The organism is Hyalangium sp. (genome assembly GCF_035629615.1).
GTDB lineage: Bacteria > Myxococcota > Myxococcia > Myxococcales > Myxococcaceae > Hyalangium.
In genome coordinates, this window is the sequence record NZ_DASPHO010000652.1 from 1 (window position 1) to 18,704 (window position 18,704).

The 18,704-nt window shown below is 69.1% G+C and carries 16 protein-coding genes; 12 read left to right on the top strand and 4 right to left on the bottom strand.

All coding sequences use genetic code 11. The features are described from left to right. The coding region (locus VD972_RS33250; protein WP_324992818.1) for a histidine phosphatase family protein at positions 1-415 on the top strand (415 nt) is incomplete at its 5' end. Between the two features lie 5 nt (positions 416-420). Here VD972_RS33250 and bla read toward each other — a convergent pair. From bla to VD972_RS33270, 4 genes are all read right to left on the bottom strand, one after another. After that, positions 421-1,233 (bottom strand): subclass B1 metallo-beta-lactamase, encoded by an 813-nt coding sequence (gene bla, locus VD972_RS33255; protein WP_324992819.1) that lies wholly within the window; start codon positions 1,231-1,233, stop codon positions 421-423. A 179-nt stretch (positions 1,234-1,412) separates the two neighbouring features. Beyond that, complete coding sequence (locus VD972_RS33260; RefSeq protein ID WP_324992820.1) at positions 1,413-1,976, bottom strand: aminodeoxychorismate/anthranilate synthase component II; 564 nt, start codon at positions 1,974-1,976, stop codon at positions 1,413-1,415. Then, positions 1,973-3,466, bottom strand: coding sequence for an anthranilate synthase component I family protein (locus VD972_RS33265; RefSeq protein ID WP_324992821.1), 1,494 nt, complete (start codon positions 3,464-3,466; stop codon positions 1,973-1,975). Before VD972_RS33265 ends, VD972_RS33260 begins: the two co-directional genes overlap by 4 nt. Positions 3,467-3,555: 89 nt before the next feature. Continuing rightward, positions 3,556-4,407, bottom strand: a complete 852-nt coding sequence (locus tag VD972_RS33270) for an SH3 domain-containing protein (protein WP_324992822.1) — start codon at positions 4,405-4,407, stop codon at positions 3,556-3,558. A gap of 119 nt (positions 4,408-4,526) precedes the next feature. On the opposite strand from VD972_RS33270, the gene VD972_RS33275 reads away from it, so the two are divergent. The 11 genes from VD972_RS33275 to VD972_RS33325 form a co-directional block, all read left to right on the top strand. Further along, the gene (locus tag VD972_RS33275) at positions 4,527-5,549 is read left to right on the top strand and encodes a ligase-associated DNA damage response exonuclease (RefSeq protein ID WP_324992823.1); all 1,023 of its coding nucleotides are present in this window, start codon (positions 4,527-4,529) and stop codon (positions 5,547-5,549) included. A gap of 1 nt (position 5,550) precedes the next feature. Then, a complete protein-coding gene (locus VD972_RS33280; RefSeq protein WP_324992824.1) occupies positions 5,551-7,146 on the top strand; it encodes an ATP-dependent DNA ligase in 1,596 nt (531 codons plus the stop codon). After that, positions 7,133-9,586, top strand: coding sequence for a ligase-associated DNA damage response DEXH box helicase (locus VD972_RS33285; RefSeq protein WP_324992825.1), 2,454 nt, complete (start codon positions 7,133-7,135; stop codon positions 9,584-9,586). Before VD972_RS33280 ends, VD972_RS33285 begins: the two co-directional genes overlap by 14 nt. Beyond that, entirely contained in the window at positions 9,556-10,206 is a 651-nt protein-coding gene (gene pdeM / locus VD972_RS33290; RefSeq protein ID WP_324992826.1) for a ligase-associated DNA damage response endonuclease PdeM, read from the top strand. The genes VD972_RS33285 and pdeM overlap by 31 nt, the downstream gene beginning before the upstream one ends. Positions 10,207-10,652: 446 nt before the next feature. After that, complete coding sequence (locus VD972_RS33295) at positions 10,653-11,315, top strand: cytochrome c3 family protein (RefSeq protein WP_324992827.1); 663 nt, start codon at positions 10,653-10,655, stop codon at positions 11,313-11,315. Then, positions 11,312-14,599, top strand: coding sequence for a TAT-variant-translocated molybdopterin oxidoreductase (locus tag VD972_RS33300; RefSeq protein WP_324992833.1), 3,288 nt, complete (start codon positions 11,312-11,314; stop codon positions 14,597-14,599). The genes VD972_RS33295 and VD972_RS33300 overlap by 4 nt, the downstream gene beginning before the upstream one ends. 2 nt (positions 14,600-14,601) lie before the next feature. After that, entirely contained in the window at positions 14,602-16,053 is a 1,452-nt protein-coding gene (gene nrfD / locus VD972_RS33305; protein WP_324992828.1) for an NrfD/PsrC family molybdoenzyme membrane anchor subunit, read from the top strand. 3 nt (positions 16,054-16,056) lie between these two features. Beyond that, positions 16,057-16,602 carry a DUF3341 domain-containing protein gene (locus VD972_RS33310; protein WP_324992829.1) on the top strand — a complete coding sequence of 182 codons (546 nt, stop codon included), beginning with the start codon at positions 16,057-16,059 and terminating at the stop codon, positions 16,600-16,602. Beyond that, positions 16,599-17,165: a cytochrome c gene (locus tag VD972_RS33315; RefSeq protein ID WP_324992830.1), complete on the top strand. Its 567-nt coding sequence runs from the start codon at positions 16,599-16,601 to the stop codon at positions 17,163-17,165. Before VD972_RS33310 ends, VD972_RS33315 begins: the two co-directional genes overlap by 4 nt. Further along, entirely contained in the window at positions 17,162-18,364 is a 1,203-nt protein-coding gene (locus VD972_RS33320) for a hypothetical protein (RefSeq protein WP_324992831.1), read from the top strand. The genes VD972_RS33315 and VD972_RS33320 overlap by 4 nt, the downstream gene beginning before the upstream one ends. Then, positions 18,361-18,704 (top strand): hypothetical protein (locus VD972_RS33325; protein WP_324992832.1); only part of this gene is annotated, 344 nt, incomplete at its 3' end. The genes VD972_RS33320 and VD972_RS33325, both read left to right, overlap by 4 nt.

Consider the following 18,704-nt stretch of genomic DNA (forward strand, 5'->3'; position numbering starts at 1 on the left):
CACGACATGCGCCCTGGCCGGCCATGGCGCCATCGCCCGGCCGAATCCGGATCTGATGGAGTGGGACTACGGCGCCTACGAGGGAAAGACCTCGAAGGAGATCCGCGCCACGGCTCCCGACTGGACGCTCTGGAAGGACGGAGCGCCCGGGGGCGAGACGGCGGAGCAGGTCGGCGCCCGGGCTGACCGCGTGCTCGGGGAGGTGCGGCAGGTCGATGGCAACGTGCTCGTCTTCTCTCATGGCCATTTCCTGCGAGTGTTCGCGGCACGCTGGCTGGACTTGCCGCCTACGCAGGGGCGTCTCTTCGCGCTCAGCACCGCATCCATCAGCGTGCTCGGCTGGGACGGAGCGCAGCCCGTCATCGTGAGCTGGAACGACACCACCCACCTGCGGACCGAGCCCCCTCGCCCGTAGGCGTGTCAGCGAGGAGCCGCTGGCGCGCGGAGCAGTTCCTGAGTGTGCACCAGGAGCTCCCGCCCGCCAGGAAGGCCATGGCCGGGGACCACGATGCGCACCTGGGAGAACCGCGCCCGCGTGCGCTCGAGACTTGCCGGCCACGCGGAGGTGTCCGCGTCCGCCACGTTGCCCAGATTCTTCGCTGCGGCATCCTTCACGAAGCAGCCGCCGAACAGGACGCCGCTGCCCCGGTGCCAGACCACGATGTTGTCCTGTGAGTGGCCGGCGCCCGGGAAGAAGAGCTCGATCGGTCCCAGCTGCTGCACCTGCGCGAAGGTATGCGACGGAGCCAATTCCCCACGGGTTGTCGCGAGGCGCGCGGTCTCCTCCAGCCCGTAGACGGGGAGCCCTCGCTCGGTGAGCGCCTTCGCCCCTCCCGTCCGATCGTTGTGGAAGTGCGTCACCACGGCGGCGCGCACCGGGCGGCGCAGCTCCTCTCGGGCCCACGTCAGCAGCCGCTCCGCCTGCTGCGGATTCCAGCCGGCATCCACGAGGAGAGCTTCCTCACCGTCCTCGATGACCAGCCCGTTGGCGGGGTAGCGCCCATAGGCCTCGCTGCCCAGAGTCGTGTGGACCCACACTCCCGGAGCAAGGCGCCGCACGCTGACGTCGTCGCTGAGGACGTACTCACTCTGCCCCACCGTCTCAAGCCCCGAGGGTGCTCCGGCGCCGTCCTGAGGCACAGCGGAGGGAAGGGGCTCACGAGAGGATGCACAAGCAGCGCCCAGCGCCAGAAAGAGACAAGCGCACAGCACGCGGGGGAGACCGTCATTCATCAATGTTCACCTCGGGAGGCAGAGTCGCAAGCGAACGCTGCGTGGGAGCTGCGCTCCAATGCAAGCCGTGTACACGGCCAACCCACGTGTGAGGGAGAGAGGCTGGTGCGATGCCCGGTGCGGCTCCTACGCCACGCTGCCGTGGCCTCTTCCCCACATACCCCATCGACAGGCTGCGCTCAGTAGCGGCCTTCCAGGAAGTTCTTCACCAGTGTGGGGCCTTCCGGGGTGAGCACACTCTCCGGATGGAACTGCACGCCCACCACCGGGCGCTCGCGGTGCTTCAAGCCCATGATGAGCCCGTCCGCCGTCCAGGCGGTGGCCTCCAGCTCCGCCGGCAGCGTCGATGCCTCTACCACCAGCGAGTGATAGCGCCCGGCCTGGAAGCTCTGCGACATGCCCGTGAAGAGGCCCGTGCCAGTGTGCCGCACCGGAGACGTCTTGCCGTGGACCGGCTCGGGCGCGCGGAGCACCTTGCCCCCGAAGACGGCTCCAAGGGACTGGTGCCCCAGGCACACGCCGAACACCGGCACCCGCGCCTCGCGGATGGCCGCCATGCTCACTCCCGCCTCGTACGGAGTGCACGGCCCTGGAGACACCACCAAGTGCGAGGCCCCGGAGGCCTGCACTCCCGCCGCGTCGATCTCGTCGTTGCGCGCCACCTTCACCTCGGCGCCCAGCGTGAACAGCAGCTGCACGAGGTTGAAGGTGAACGAGTCGTAGTTGTCGATGACGAGGATCATCGCCCACCTCCCTCACGAGCCAGCTTCAGCGCGGCGCCGAGCGCTCGGGCCTTGGCCTCCGTCTCGTCCGCCTCCAGCCGCGGCACCGAGTCCGCCACCAGCCCCGCTCCCGCCGTCCACATCGTCCGGTCCCCATCCACGAAGAACGTCCGCAGCGCGATGGCCACGTCCAACGTGCCGCAGAAGGACAGGTAGCCCACCGCGCCCGCATACGGGCCGCGCCGCATCGGCTCCAGCTCGTCGATGATCTGCATCGCCCGGATCTTCGGCGCCCCAGAGACGGTGCCCGCAGGGAACGTGCTCGCCAGCGCATCCAGTGCGTCGTACCCAGCGCCCAGCTTCCCGCGCACCTGCGAGACGATGTGCATCACGTGGCTGTAGCGCTCGATGACCATCAGCTCCTCGACTCGCACGGAGCCGGGCGCCGCCACACGGCCCACATCGTTGCGCCCCAGGTCCACCAGCATCACGTGCTCGGCGCGCTCCTTCTCGTCCGCCAGCAGCTCCTTCTCCAGCGCCTGGTCCTCGGCCTCGGTGACGCCGCGGCGGCGAGTGCCCGCGATGGGCCGCACCACCACATCCCCCTCTCGCACCTGCACGAGCAGCTCCGGCGAGGCACCCACCAGCGCTCGCGCCTCTCCCAGCTCCACCAGGAACAGGTAAGGCGAGGGGTTCACTCGCCGCAGCGCCCGGTACAGGCTGAGCGGCGGCGGCGCCCCGCGTGACTCGAAGCGCCGCGCCAGCACCACCTGCATGCAGTCACCCGCGCGGATGTACTCCCTCACGCGCTCCACCGCGGCCTCGTACCCCGCCCGGTCCCAGTGAACCACCGGCTCCGGCTCGCCGCGCATCTTCGGGGCGGGCAGATAGGCCTCGGGTGGCAGCGGCTTCTGCAGGCGCTCGACCATGGCCTCTGCTCGTGCTTCCGCGTCCTTCAGCGCCTGCGCCACGCTCCCATGCAGCGCGGGCCGCGCAATCACCGTGGCCTTGAGCGACTGGGTCCGCGTGTCGTGCGTGACGAACTCCTCGCACAAGAGCCACTCGGAGTCCGGGAAGGACAGATCGTTCGGGTGCCGATCCGGCACGTGGCGCTCGAACCAGGAGACGCTGTTGTAGCCGAGGTAGCCCACCAGCCCGCCCAGGAAGGGCGCCTCGCCCGGCAACGCCGCCACGGACAGCTCCTTCCAGAGCGCGCGCAGCACCTCCAGCGGCTTGCCCTCGCGGCGCTCCTCGCGCTCGCCACGCCACAGAGTGGCCCCGTTCCGGTCCAGCCGGACGCGCCCCGTGGGTGAGGTGCCCACGTGGCTGTAACGCCCGAAGCGCTCGCCGCCATGGCACGACTCGAGGATGAAGCCCCGAGGCCCCCCACCCAGCTTGAGGTACGCCGACAGCGGCGTGTCGAGATCCGCCGGGATCTCCACCGAGACAGGGACTGCCTCGCCCTTCTCCGCGCGCTGGCGGTACGCCGCCTTCCGCTCCTGTGCGTTCATTGTCGAAGTTTCCAACACCTGGCGTTCCCCTGAAAAGGGCCCCTCTCCGATCCATGGGAGCGGGAGAAGCCCGACAGAGCGGCCAGGCGCTACCGCCTCTTGTGAAGCCGGGTATAGACGCCGTCCCTCCATTGATACACGTGGCGGAGCTTCACGGTCTTTCCGACCTTGAGCTGGCCCTTGTTGGTCTCTACGGAGATCAGCCGCCGCTTCCTTCGGTCGAAGGAGACCTTGTGCCGGACCATGACGGGCGGATCCACGAGCTCATGCAGGACGAGCGCTTCCTTCACCGCACCGAGCATCCCTTGCTTGCGCTCGGGCACCCGGTAGCTGAGGAAGGCCTTGAAGCTGCTGCTGTCCGTCAAGGGGATGGACTCCACCACCAGGAGCGCCACACCCGCCTTCTTCGCGCTCACGAAGGAGGCCTTGGTCGAGCCCCCCGGCCCCTTGCCCGCGGGCCGCAGGTCCAGGTTCGTCACGCGCCGGTTCGGCGGCAGCTTCGGCTCCAGCACCCGCACCCGGATCTGGAAGTCCGCTGTCATCACCACCGTGGCGATCTCTTTCTCGCCGTCTCCGTCGAGGTCCCCCTCGAAGCGCAGCGGAGTGAGGACGTTGCCGAACACCAGGCCCGCCACGGGTCTGCCGTCTGCTCGCTTCGCCTCGACCTCGTACCAGTGGTCCACCCGGTCCAACAGCCGCACCCGCGCCTCCAGACGCCGCTTCACTGTCACCGGGGTGCCCAGCGCGAGTGAGGTCACCACCGCCGCTTCTTCATCGGGCTCCATCCGCAGGCTGGCCTGGTCCACCGCGATGAAGAGTTTGTGCCCTGGCTCCCAGGTGGAGATGTCGTAGGACGTCAGCTCGCTGGGATCCCCTTGCGCCGCGTAGAGGACGACCTTTGGCTGCGCGAGGAGCAGGGTAAGCAGGAGGGCGGGCGCCATGGAGGTCCCTCGGGGGGATGACGGGAGAGTTATCTCCCAAGAGCGGCTTGCGGAGAAATCTGACCTGTCTGCTCCCTCCTGTGGCCGCCAACCCGTGGAGTCGTTAATGGATAGAGGCTTTGGGTGCCGCTCTGCTCCAGGACAGACCGCCGCTGGTCTCCGTGACGCCCCAGGGCCTCTTCTGCCCGCCCGGGGGCTTCTACATTGATCCCTGGTGCCCGGTGGAACGGGCCCTCATCACCCACGCCCACGGCGACCACGCTCGCGGTGGCAGCCAGCGCTACCTCGCGGCACGGGCGGGCCAGGGACTGCTGCGCAAACGGCTGGGCCCGGACGCGGAGCTGAGCACGCTGGAGTACGGCGAGCGGCTCACCGTGGGTGACGTCACCGTGAGCTTCCACCCCGCGGGCCACGTGCTCGGCAGCGCGCAGATCCGCATCGAGCACCAGGGCGAGGTGTGGATCGTCTCCGGCGACTACAAGCGCACGCCGGATCCCACCTGCGTCCCCTTTGAAGTGGTCCGCTGCGACACCCTCATCACCGAGGCCACCTTCGGACTCCCCATCTATCGGTGGGATGACCCCCGCCTGGTGGCCGAGGACATCCTCCGCTGGTGGGATGGCAACCGCGAGGCAGGGAAGGCCTCGGTACTGTTCTGCTACGCGCTCGGCAAGGCGCAGCGCATCCTCGGGGAGCTGGCCCGCCTCACGGACCGGGCTGTCCTGGTCCATGGTGCCGTGAACGCCTTGGTGGCGTGCTACCGCGAGGCCGGCGTGCGAATGGTGCCCACGCAGCTCGTCTCCGAGACGGAGAAGGGTGCCTCCTTCGCGGGCGCGCTGGTGCTGGCCCCTCCGAGCGCAGGTGGCTCCACGTGGATGCGCCGCTTCGGTGAGGCCGCCACGGCCTTCGCCTCGGGCTGGATGCGCGTGCGCGGCAATCGGCGGCGGCGGGGCTTTGATCGCGGCTTTGTGCTCTCGGACCACGCGGACTGGCCGGAGCTGCTGCGCACGGTGGAGGAGACGCAGGCTTGCCGGGTGCTTGCCACCCACGGCTACAGCGAGCCGCTCGCGCGCTACCTGCGCGAGAAGGGGCTGGACGCGGCCCCTCTCTCCACTCCCTTCGAGGGCGAGGCGGAGGACTGAGATGCGGCGCTTCGCGGACCTCTATGATGCGCTCGACTCCACCACCTCCACCAACGCCAAGGTGGAGGCCATGGCGCGCTACTTCCGGGACGCTCCTGCCCAGGATGCGGCCTGGGCCCTGTACTTCCTCACCGGGCGGCGCCTGAAGCGGCTCCTCACCTCGAAGGTGCTGGTGCCCTGGACACAGGAGCTGACCGGCATCCCCGACTGGCTCTTCGCCGAGACATACGCCTCCGTGGGGGACCTGGCAGAGGTTATTGCCCTGCTGCTGGACCAGTACGAGCGCCCCGCCGCTCCGGAGGACATGCCTCTGTCCTGGTGGCTCGAGCAGCGCCTGCTTCCTTTGAAGGATCTGGAGCCCGCCGAGCAGCGCGAGCAGGTGCTCTCCTGGTGGAAGGTGCTGCCCCGGCGCGAGCTGTTCCTCCTCAACAAGATGCTCACCGGGGAGCTGCGCGTGGGCGTCTCGGACACCCTCGTCGTGCGCGCCGTGGCGCAGGTGGCGGGGCTGCCCCCGGCCACCGTCTCCCACCGGCTGATGGGGACGTGGGCCCCCTCGCGCACGTTCTTCGAGCAACTGATCTCCCCCGATGTGTCGGATGGGGACGTGTCCCGGCCGTACCCCTTCTATCTGGCCTCGCCGCTGGAGCAGCCCGTGGAGTCGCTGGGTGAGCCCAAGGACTGGCTCATCGAGTGGAAGTGGGACGGCATCCGTGGCCAGCTCATCCGCCGTGAGGGAGGCGTGTATCTGTGGAGTCGGGGCGAGGAGCTCATCACCGAGCGCTTCCCCGAGATCTCCGAGGCCGCCGAGGCCCTGCCGAACGGCACCGTTCTCGATGGAGAGGTGCTCGCCTATGAGAACGGCCGGCCCCTGCCCTTCAGCCGGCTCCAGCGGCGCATCGGCCGACAGAAGCTGACGCCCAAGGTGCTCGCCGAGGCCCCAGCCTCGTTCATCGCCTATGACCTGCTGGAGGAGCGCGGAGAGGATCTCCGCGGCCTGCCCCTGCGTGAGCGCCGGGCACGGCTCGAGGCGCTGCTGAAGGACAATCCTCGCTTCACCGTGTCTCCCGCTGTGGAGACAGACTCGTGGGAGGTGCTGGCGAAGCTGCGGCACGAGTCTCGCGAGCGCAACGTCGAGGGCTTCATGCTCAAGCGCTTCGAGTCCACCTACCAGCACGGCCGCAAGCGGGGAGACTGGTGGAAGTGGAAGATCGACCCGTTCACCGTGGACGCGGTGCTGCTCTACGCACACCCGGGACATGGGCGCCGCTCCTCGCTCTACACGGACTACACCTTCGCCGTGTGGAACGGCCAGGAGCTGCTGCCCGTGGCCAAGGCGTACTCGGGGCTCACCGATCAGGAGATCTCCCGGCTGGACCGGTGGATCCGAGGCCATACGCGCGAGAAGTTCGGCCCGGTGCGCTCGGTGGACCCCGAGCAGGTCTTCGAGCTGCACTTCGAGGGCATCGCCGCCTCGCCCCGCCACAAGTCCGGCATCGCGCTGCGCTTCCCCCGCATCGCCCGGTGGCGCCTGGACAAGAAGCCCCAAGATGCGGACTCGCTCACGAGCCTCCAGGAGCTGCTCCATGCCCAGCAATGAGCGGGGGGCCCTCAAGAAGCTCCGCGGGTGGTTTCGAGGCCGCGGATGGACTCCCTACTCCTTCCAGAAAGAGGCCTGGGCGGCCTACTCACGCGGCGAGAGCGGGCTCATCCATGTCCCCACCGGCGCCGGCAAGACCTACGCCGCCTATATAGGACCGCTCGCCGATGTGGCCGAGGGGGGCCGCCAGGGACTGCAGATCCTCTATGTGACGCCGCTCCGGGCCGTCTCTCGGGACATCGAGCTGGCCCTCTGGGCCCCCCTGGAGGCACTGGACGCGGACATCCTTGTGGAGAGCCGCACTGGGGACACCTCCTCCTCCGTGCGCCAGCGACAGCGGGAGCGGCTGCCCGAGGTCCTCATCACCACCCCCGAGTCCCTCTCCCTGCTCCTCGCCAACGAGCGCGCCGCGGAGCTCTTCGCCGGCCTGCGCTCCATCATCGTCGACGAGTGGCACGAGCTGCTCAGCACCAAGCGCGGCACGCAGATGGAGCTGGCCCTCGCGCGCCTGCGCCGCTTCGCTCCGAGCGTGCGCACCTGGGCGCTGTCCGCCACGCTCGCCAACCTGGACATGGCCGCGCGCGCCGCGGTGGGCACCCACGCCACGCCTACCCTCCTGAGCTCCGACCTCGAGCGCCCCATCGAGGTGAGGACGCTCCTGCCGGACAGTGTGGACAGCTTCCCCTGGGCGGGCCACCTGGGCTTCTCCATGCTGGAGAAGGTGGGCGCCTGGCTCGATCCGGCCCGCTCTACCCTGCTCTTCACCAACACCCGCTCCCAGGCGGAGCGCTGGTACGAGGGCCTGCGCTTCGCCCGCCCCGAGTGGGAAGGGCTGATCGCCCTGCACCACGGCTCCATTGATCGCGAGGAGCGCGAGCGCGTGGAGCGGGGCCTGAAGGACGGCAGCGTTCGCATCGTGGTGTGCACCTCGTCCCTGGATCTGGGCGTCGACTTCGGCCCCGTGGAGCGCGTGGTGCAAGTAGGCAGCCCCAAGGGCATTGCCCGCTCGCTCCAGCGCGCAGGGCGCAGCGGCCACCGCCCCGGAGAGACGTGCCACCTGCTCTTCGTCCCTACCCACGCCCTGGAGCTGGTGGAGATGGCCGCCGCCCGCGAGGCCCTCCAGCGTGGCGAGGTGGAGCCCCGCCTCCCGCTGCGCAAGCCCTTGGACGTGCTCGCCCAGCACCTCGTCACCTGCGCCATGGGGGGTGGATTCACCCGCGAGGCCATGCGCGCCGAGGTGCGGGAGGCCACCAGCTACCGGGAGCTCACGGACGAGGAGTTCGAGTGGACGCTGGCGCTGGTGCGCGAGGGCAGCCCCACCCTGCGCGCCTACGCCGAGTTCCGCCGCGTCGTGGAGGTGGAGCCAGAAGGCCGCTTCATCGTGGCGGACGCGCGTATCGCCCGGCTGCACAAGCTCAACATCGGCACCATCTCCTCGGACGCCACCGTCCAGCTCCGCTACTGGAGCGGAGGCCGGATCGGCTCCGTGGAGGAGTCCTACGTGAGCCGCATGCGCCCGGGAGACACCTTCCTCTTCGCGGGCAAGCGCCTGGAGTTCTCCCGTCTCAAGGACATGACGGCGTACGTGAAGCCCGCCAAGGGCAAGGTCTCGCAGACGCCGCGCTGGTATGGCAGTCGGCTGCCGCTGTCCGGCTCGCTCGCCGCGGCGGTGCGCCGCACCCTGCACGCCGCTCGCCACGGGGACGTCACCGCAGAGGAGCTGGCCGCCGCCTGGCCCGTGCTGGACGCGCAGGCCCGTCTCTCCCGCATCCCCGCCGCGGGCACCTGTCTGGCCGAGACGTGCGAGACGCGCGAGGGGCACCACCTCTTCCTCTATCCCTTCGAGGGCCGGCTGGTACACGAGGGGCTGGCGGCCCTGCTGGCCCTGCGCTTCACCCGGCTGCGCAAGGCCACCTTCAGCCTGTCGGTGAACGACTACGGCATCGAGTTCCTCACCTCGGACGCCTTCCCCTACGAGGAGGCGCTCCGCCCCGCCCTCTTCACCCGCGAGCGGCTGGTGGAGGACATCCTGGAGAGCGTCAACCTGAGCGAGCTGGCCCGGCGCCAGTTCCGGGACATCGCGCGGGTGGCGGGGCTGGTGCTCCCGGGGCTGCCCGGGGCGCGCAAGTCCACGCGCCAGGTCCAGGCCAGCGCCTCACTCATCTATGACGTCTTCCTGAAATACGACCCGGACAACCTCCTGCTCGTCCAGGCGCGGCGCGAGGTGCTGGAGCAACACTTCGAGCAGAATCGGCTCGCTGGCACGCTGGAGCGCCTGGAGCACTCCCCTCTGGAGCTCCTCCCGGTCCGTCGGCCCACGCCACTGGCCTTCCCGCTCGTCGTCGAGCGCATCAGCGCGAGCCTCTCCAATGAGTCCCTGCTGGAGCGGGTGGAGCGCCTCAAGGAGCGATGGCAACGCGAAGATGCCAGGTCCGCCTAGGCGGCACGGAGGTGGAGCTCCTCCCCGAGCGCGGCCTCTACTGGCCCGAGCGCGGCCTGCTCGCCGTGGCGGACCTGCACTGGGGCAAGTCCGAGAGCTTCCAGCAGCACGGCATCCCCCTGCCCACCGGTGTCCTCGAAGACGACCTCGAGCGCCTCTCCCGGGCCCTGCGCACCACGGGAGCCCGGCGGCTGCTGCTCGTGGGGGACCTCATCCACTCGCGGCGGGGCATCACCGCGGCCGTCCGGGAGCGCATCGCCACCTGGCGGGCCGGCCATGACGTGGAGATGGTGCTCGTCCGCGGCAACCATGACCGGCACCTGAAGACCCTGCCCCCCGAGTGGCGCCTGGACGTCCTGGAGACCCACACGGACGAGGGTCCCTTCCGCTTCGCCCACCACCCCGAGCCCGCGACAGGGCGCTACAGCTGGGCCGGGCACCTGCACCCCGTCGTCCGCCTGTCCTCGGGGGCGGACCGGCTCCGCCTGCCCTGCTTCCACCTGGGGCCCTCGGTCGGCATACTCCCGGCCTTCAGCGCCTTTACCGGGGGTGTGGACATGACCCGGCGCGCGGGCGAGCGCATCTTCGCCATCGCGGGCGAAGCCGTGGTCGAGGTGTAGGTCCCCGGCTGGTCCCACCTGCCCTTCCGGCCATCCCCGAGCCCGTGATCCGCGCCGGTTCACCGCCCCTTCCGCTTGCCAGAAGAGAACGTCATCCCCTGGCGCACCGCCGCTGCACGTCGCGTCGCGCGCTGTGCTATCAGCGCTACCGGACGGGTCCGGCGCGCAACGAAAGATGGTTGACAGTAGGGAGTTGATGGTTGATGGTCCCGCGCCGCGTTGGGACGGGAGCTGGAGGAGGGACTCGCCCGCGGCATCTCTTCGGGATTCGGGTCGTCGACTTTGATCGTGATTGCCATGCCTTGCGTGCGCCCCAAGCGTCGCCGTGACAGCTCCGACGAGGTGAGGCCCCCTTTTTCTCCTCCCTCCGACGTCCTCCGCCGGTACGGCGCCCCTTCCTTCCTGTTGCGTTCCCCTGAAGTCCCCTGCTTGCCCCTGGTCCTGGTATGAGCGGCCCACTCTTCCCTCGCTGGACGAACACGGTCTCGCGGCTCTCCGCCGCTGGCCTCCTCGCCGTGCCCGCCATCGGCATCGGCGGCCTGATGGCGTACGTGCGCTCGCCGTACGGCACGAACATGCAGCGCCCCTACGAGCAGCCGATCGAGTTCGACCACCGTCACCACGTCCGTGACGAGAAGATCGACTGTCGGTTCTGCCACTGGTCGGTGGAGAAGTCGCCCTCGGCGGGCATCCCCTCGACCACGGTGTGCATGTCCTGCCACGCGCAGATCTGGAACAAGAGCCCGTACCTCACCGAGGTGCGCAAGGCATTCTTCGCCGATCAGCCCATCCCCTGGGTCCGCGTGCACAACCTGCCGGACTTCGTCTACTTCAACCACGCCATCCACGTGAACAAGGGCGTCGGCTGCGTCACCTGCCACGGCCGCGTGGATGAGATGGCGGCCATCGAGCAGCAGAAGCCGCTCACCATGGGATGGTGCGTGGAGTGCCACCGCAACCCCACGCCCCACCTGCGGCCGCTCGAGTACATCACCAGCATGACCTGGACCCCGCCCGCCGCTCCCCAGGAGGCCCAGGGCCTCGGGGAGAAGCTGGCGAAGGAATACGACGTTCACTCGCGCACGAGCTGCTCCACATGCCACCGATGAACACGAAGAACGACAGCGCTCCGTCGCCGGGCACCCCCTCCTCCTTCGCGCTCCCAGTGGTGCCGGCTCAGGCCGCTGCGGCTGAAGAGCACGGCCATGGCCATGACCACGCCCACCCGCACGAGCATGACGAGGTGGGTGCGGCGCTGGACCACGCCGCCGGCGCCGGCGTGGCCACCGAGGGCGGCTACGGCAAGACGTACTGGCGCAGCCTCGAGGAGCGGCTCGGCAAGCCCGAGTACATGGAGACCGTGGGCCCCGAGTTCCCCGAGGGCGCGGATCTGCCGCCCACCGGGTTCGCCCGCCGCGAGTTCATGCAGCTCATCGGCGCCTCGGTGGCGCTGGCCGGTGCCACCGCCTGCACCACCCGTCCCTCGGACGAGCGGATGGTGGCCTTCACCAAGACGCCGCCCGAGCTGACGCCCGGCAACCCGCTGCACTACGCGTCCGGGATGACGTTCGCCGGCCACACCTCCGGCCTGCTCATCACCGCCCGCGAGGGGCGCCCCGTCAAGGTCGAGGGCAACCCGCAGCACCCGGTGAACCAGGGCGCGGCCGGCATCTACGAGCAGGCGTTCCTGCTCTCCCTGTACGATCCGCAGCGCGCCCGCGTGCTGCGCCAGGGCAAGGCGCCGCGCTCGGTGCGCACGCTGGCGGAGGAGATCGCCGGGCTGGTGGGCAAGGCCTCCACGGGGGACGGCGGCGCCCGCATCCGCTTCCTCACCGAGCCGAACAACTCGCCAGTCATGGGCCACCTGCGCAGCCGCATCCAGCAGAAGCTGCCCAACGCCCGCTTCTACAGCCACGCCACCCTCACCCAGGACCCCTCCCACGAGGCGGCCCAGGCCGTGTTCGGCCAAGCGCTCACCGCGCAGTACGACTTCTCCCAGGCGGACGTCATCCTCTCGCTGGATGCCGACTTCCTGGAGAGCCGCCCGGCCAACCTCGCCTACGCGCGCCAGTTCGCCCACCGGCGTGACCCGAAGATGGGCTCGCTCAACCGCCTCTACGTGGCGGAGACGCGCTACTCCATCACCGGCGGCATGGCGGACCACCGCCTGCGCGTCAGGTCCTCGGACATCCTCGGGGTGGCCGCCGCCGTGGCCCAGGCCGTGGGTGGCCAGGCCGCCGGGCTCGCCTCCGCCGCGGCCTCCAAGAGCGCCGCGCCGAGTGGCAGCGCCGAGAAGTGGATCGCGGCCGTGGCCGGCGATCTCCGCAACGCCTCGGGCCGCTGCGTGGTGGTGGCCGGCGAGCGGCAGCCCGCCGCGGTGCACGCCCTGGCCCACGCCCTCAACGTCGCGCTGGGCAACGTGGGCAAGACGGTGCGCTACCTCCCCGTCGCCACGGAGAGCACGGGCCTGGCGGGCATCCGCGAGCTCATCGCGGACATCAAGGGCGGCAAGGTCGACACCCTGGTCATCACCGCCTGGAACCCAGTGTACTCGCTGCCGGTGGACTCGGGGCTCGCGGAGCTGCTGGACCCAAAGCACCCCGAGCGCACGAAGTTCACCGTCCTCTACACCTCGCTCTTCGAGGACGAGACGTCGGCCCTGGTGGACTGGTTCGTCCCGGCCGCGCACCAGCTCGAGTCGTGGAGCGACGGCCGCTCCTTCGACGGCACCGTGTCCATCGCCCAGCCGCTCATCCAGCCGCTCTTCAACGGCGTGCCGGAGACCGAGCTGCTGGCGCTCTTCCTGGACGAGCCCTTCCGCCCGGCCTACCAGATCCTGCGCGACTTCTGGCGCGGCCAGGCCGCCGGGGTGGCGGACTTCGAGTCCCACTGGGAGTCGCTCGTCTCCGTGGGCATCGTCCCCGGCAGCACGGCCGCCGCGGTGAATGTGGCCGCCAACACGGACGGCGCCACCGCCCTCATCAACGGGTACCAGGCGCCCAAGCCCGCGGCCACCGGGCAGTACGAGATCAACTTCGTCCCGGACTACAAGATCTACGACGGGCGCTTCGCCAACAGCTCCTGGCTGCAGGAGCTGCCGGACCCCATCACCAAGCTCGTCTGGGACAACCCCCTGCTCATCAGCCCGAGGACGGCCGAGGAGCTCAAGGTCGAGCGCGGGGATGTGCTCGAGGTGTCCTACGGCAACCGGAAGATCCAGGCGCCGGTGTGGATCATGCCGGGCCACGCGGACGGCGCGGCGACGCTGCCGCTGGGCTACGGCCGCACCGGCCTCCACGAGACGACGGCCCAGGGCAAGGGCTACAACGCCAACCTGCTGCGCACCATGAACGCCCCCTGGTTCGACGGTGGCGCCACGCTCACCAAGACGGGAGAGACGTACAAGCTCATCTCCACCCAGCAGCACTGGAGCACGGCGGGCCGCCCGGTGGCGCTGGACTTCACCGTGGAGGAGTGGCGCACCAAGGCCGGCCACGGCATCAAGAGCGCGCTGGCGCGCACCCGGGGAGATCTGGACGCACCGGGCAACAAGCTCAACCTGATGCCGCCCTTCAAGTACGACGAGGCCGAGTACAAGTGGGGCATGGCCATCGACCTGGCGCGCTGCACCGGCTGCGCCGCGTGCGTGGTGGCCTGCCAGGCGGAGAACAACATCCCGGTGGTGGGCAAGGACCAGGTGTCCCGCAGCCGTGAGATGCAGTGGCTGCGCATCGACCGGTACTTCACCGGCGCGGGCATCTTCGAGGGCGGCTACGAGAACCGCGCCTCGCCGGACTCCGAGCCGCAGATCGTCATGCAGCCGGTGATGTGCGTGCACTGCGAGAAGGCGCCCTGCGAGTACGTCTGCCCGGTGAACGCCACCGTCCACTCGGACGAGGGCCTCAACGACATGGTGTACAACCGCTGCGTCGGCACGCGGTACTGCTCCAACAACTGCCCCTACAAGGTCCGCCGCTTCAACTACCTGCACTACACCCAGGGCAAGCAGCCGACCGAGAAGATGGCGATGAACCCGGACGTCACGGTGCGCAACCGCGGCGTCATGGAGAAGTGCACCTACTGCGTGCAGCGCATCGAGCGCACCCGCATCAACGCCCGCATCGAGCGCCGGAAGATCACCTTCGAGCAGAGCGCCGGCGAGGGCAAGCAGGGCGAGCTGCACACCGCCTGCCAGCAGGCGTGCCCGACGCAGGCCATCACCTTCGGCTCGCTGCACGATCCCGAGGCGCGCGTCACGAAGCTGCACAACGACGAGCGCCACTACAAGCTGCTGCAAGAGCTGGGCACCCAACCTCGCACCGTGCACCTCGTACGGCTCCGCAACCCGAATCCCGCCCTGGCAGCCCCCAAGGCGTCTGAAGGAGAGCACTGACCATGGCCGAGCCCGCTGCCGCAGGCGCTGCCGCGCTCGATCCCCTCGAGCCTCGGCACCTCGTCGCTCCCCACCACGACGACAAGTCCCTCAATGACACGCTGCTGGACTTCGTCTGGCAGAAGCCCGGCAAGGGCTGGCTCATGCTCTTCGGCGTCACGCTGACGGCGCTGGGCGGTCTGGTGCTGGGCGTGGGCTACACGCTGGCCAAGGGCATCGGCGTGTGGGGCAACAACCAGCCGGTGGGCTGGGCCTTCGACATCATCAACTTCGTCTGGTGGGTCGGTATCGGCCACGCCGGAACGCTCATCTCCGCCATCCTCCTGCTCTTCCAGCAGAAGTGGCGCACCAGCATCAACCGCTTCGCCGAGGCGATGACGCTGTTCGCCGTCATGTGCGCGGGCCTCTTCCCGCTGCTGCACACCGGCCGCCCCTGGTTCGCCTTCTGGCTCATCCCCTACCCCAGCACGCTGGCTGTCTGGCCGCAGTTCCGCTCGCCGCTGGTGTGGGACGTGTTCGCCATCTCCACGTACCTCACGGTGTCCGCGCTGTTCTGGTACATCGGCCTCATCCCGGACCTGGCGGCGCTGCGGGACTCCTCCAAGACGAAGCTCCAGCGCATCCTCTACGGCATCTTCAGCCTCGGCTGGCGCGGCTCCGGGCGGCACTGGCACCACTACAAGATCGGCTACCTGATCCTGGCGGGCATCTCCACGCCGCTGGTGCTCTCGGTGCACACGATCGTGTCCTTCGACTTCGCCGTGTCCGTGCTGCCGGGCTGGCACACCACCGTCTTCCCGCCCTACTTCGTCGCCGGCGCCGTGTTCTCCGGCTTCGCCATGGTGGTCACCCTCATGGTGCCGGCCCGCAAGTACATGGGCCTGCGGGATGTCATCACCGAGCGGCACCTGGAGAACATGAACAAGGTCATCCTCGCCACGGGCCTCATCGTGTCCTACGGGTACATGATGGAGCACTTCGTGGCGTGGTACTCGCAGAGCCAGTACGAGATCTGGACCTTCTACGTGAACCGCGCGCAGGGCCCGTACGCTGGCGTGTACTGGTTGATGATCGCCTGCAACGTCGTCACCCCGAACATCTTCTGGTTCAAGAAGGCCCGCACCAGCATCCCCATCATGTGGGTGGCCGCCATCCTGGTGAACGTGGGCATGTGGTGCGAGCGCTTCATCATCATCGTCACCTCGCTGCACCAGGACTTCCTGCCCTCCTCGTGGGACATCTACACGCCCACCTGGGTGGACTGGACGATCTACGTCGGCACGCTGGGCCTGTTCGGCACGCTCTTCATGCTGTTCCTCAAGTTCGTCCCCGCGGTGGCCATCAGCGAGGTGAAGGAGCTGCAGCAGGAGCTCAAGCACGCGGCCCACCACGGCAGCAGCCACCACGGCGTGGAGCAGGCCGCGGCGGGCACCCTTACCCACGGAGCGCACTGAGCCATGGACACTCCGGTCCTCGAGAGCTGGGTGCTGGCGGAGTTCGCCACGCCCGATGAGCTGGTGAAGGCCACCAACGAGATGCGCCTGAAGGGCTTTCAGGGCATGGACACCTACTCCCCGTACCCGCTGCACGGCGGGTCCGAGGCGCTGGGTCTGCCGCCCTCGAAAGTCCCCTTCATCGCCCTGGGCGGCGCCATCACCGGCGCCTTCGGCGCCCTGGCCATGCAGACGTACATGAACACGATCGACTACCCCCTCAACGTGGGTGGCCGTCCGCTGCTGAGCCTGCCGGCCTGGGTCCCCATCACCTTCGAGCTGGCGGTGCTGCTGACCGCCTTCGGGGTGTTCTTCGGCGTCCTGGGCCTGAGCCGGCTGCCGCAGCCGTACCACCCGGTCTTCGAGCACGAGGCGTTCCGCTCGGCCTCCACGCACGGCTACTGGCTGAGCGTGCCGAAGCTGGCGGGCGTGGATGTGCAGGACGTACAGGGCAAGCTTCAGTCCCTGGGCGCCACCCAGGTGACGGTCGTCACGGGAGAGAAGGAATGAGGAAGCTCATCCCCGCCGTCGGGCTGCTGGCCCTGGCCGGCTGCGAGATCCCGTCCGAGTTCTTGCAGCGGATGGAGACGCAGTCCAAGTACGAGTACTACGAGGCCTCGGAGTTCTGGGCCGATGGGCGCTCCATGCGTGCGCCTCCGGAGGGCTCCATCCCGCGCGAGGCGAAGGTGGGCAACCCGGGGATGACCACGGGCCGCATCAACGGCGCGCTGGTGTCCGCCATCCCCGTGCCGGTGGACAAGCGCGTGCTGCTGCTCGGGCAGAAGAAGTACGGCATCGTCTGCGCGCAGTGCCATGGCGTGCTCGGCGACGGCAACAGCATCGTCGCGGAGAACATGGGCCTGCGGTTGCCGCCGTCCCTGCTGGACCTGTCCTCCAAGCCGGTCGGCCACTTCTACGCCGCCATCAACGAGGGCTACGGAGTGATGCCCTCGTTCAGCGGCGAGCTGGACACCGAGGAGCGCTGGGCCGTGGTCGCCTACGTGCGCGCCCTCCAGGCCGCCCGCGGCACCCGCGCGGGCGCCGAGCAGCCCCTTCCCCAGGAGAACCGATGATTTCCGAAGTGCAGCGTTACAGCGGCACGCCCAGGCTGATGGTGCCGGCCTTCGGCCTCGGCATCGCCGGGCTCGTGCTCACCGCGGTGGGCGCCTTCGTGAGCGACGCGCGCGCGGCGTCCCACAGCTACCTCATCGCCTTCGCCTACTGGGTGGGCATCTCCGTGGCCTCCCTCCTCATGGTGGCCATCTTCCACACGGCCAAGGCCAAGTGGATGACGGTGCTCCGCCGGGCGATGGAGACCATGGCCGTCTCGGTCCCCATCTTCGCGGTGCTCTTCGTGGGCATCTTCCTGGGCCGCGAGCACCTCTACCCCTGGGTGCCGGGCTCGTCGCTCGTCTCCCACATGACGGAGGTGGAGCTCGGCCACCTGAGCCACAAGCAGCACGGCTACCTCAACATCCCCTTCTTCCTCGTCCGCCAGGTCATCTACTTCGGGCTGTGGACGTTCATCAGCCAGCGCCTCTACTCCTGGAGCACCCGGCAGGATGAGGGCGGTCAGCTCGAGCTCACCGTCAAGCAGCGCTTCCTGTCCCCGGGGGCCCTGCCCTTCCTTGCGCTCACCATTACTTTTGCTGCGTTCGACTGGATGATGAGCCTCACGCCGCTGTGGTTCTCGACGATCTATGGCGTGTATTACTTCTCGGGCAGCTTCCTGGCGGCCTTCTGCGTGCTGACGCTCGTCTCGGTCAGCGCCCAGGGCAAGGACCTGTACGGCAACCTGGTGACGCCGGCGCACTACCACAACCTGGGCAAGCTGATGCTCGCCTTCGTGTCCTTCTGGGCCTACATCGCCTTCTCCCAGTTCCTCCTCATCTGGATCGCCAACCTCCCGGAGGAGGCGCCCTGGTACCACGTCCGCATGTTCGGCGGCTGGCGCAACCTGTCGGCCTCGCTCTTCTTCCTCCACTTCCTGATTCCGTTCGGCATCCTGCTCTCGCGCAACCTCAAGCTGCAGCCGCGCAAGCTGTCGGTGGTGGCCATCTACCTGCTCGCCGTCCACCTGCTGGACCTGTACTGGCTGGTGTGGCCGGCCTACAACGAGCAGGGCCCGAGCTTCCACTGGACGCTCGTCACCTCCTTCGTAGGCGTGGGTGGCGTGGCCATCGGCTTCGCCCTCTTCCGCGCCCGCGGCAAGTACACGGTGCCTGTGAAGGATCCGTACATCGCCGACTCGCTGAGGTACGTGCAGCCATGAAGAAGACCCAGGTCGAAGAGGAGTCGCGCGTCATCGTCGGCGCGCACGGCGTGGCGGCCGAGGAGGACCACCTGGTCCTCGGCAAGGTCGTCAAGGTCGGCGTCATCTCGCTCGCCATCTTCGCCGTGGGCGCCGTGTGGGCCTGGCGCTTCCAGGTCGCCGTCGAGGACGATCTGGCGAAGGAGTACGGCCTGGCCAACCGCGCGGCGGCCCTCGGCCAGTACGAGATCGGCATCGTCAACCAGCGCGTCTTCGAGCAGGACCGCCACGCCGACGAGAAGCTCAACAACCAGCAGCAGGCGCTGAAGAACGGCTGGGGAGACCAGCCGGGTGTCGTCGC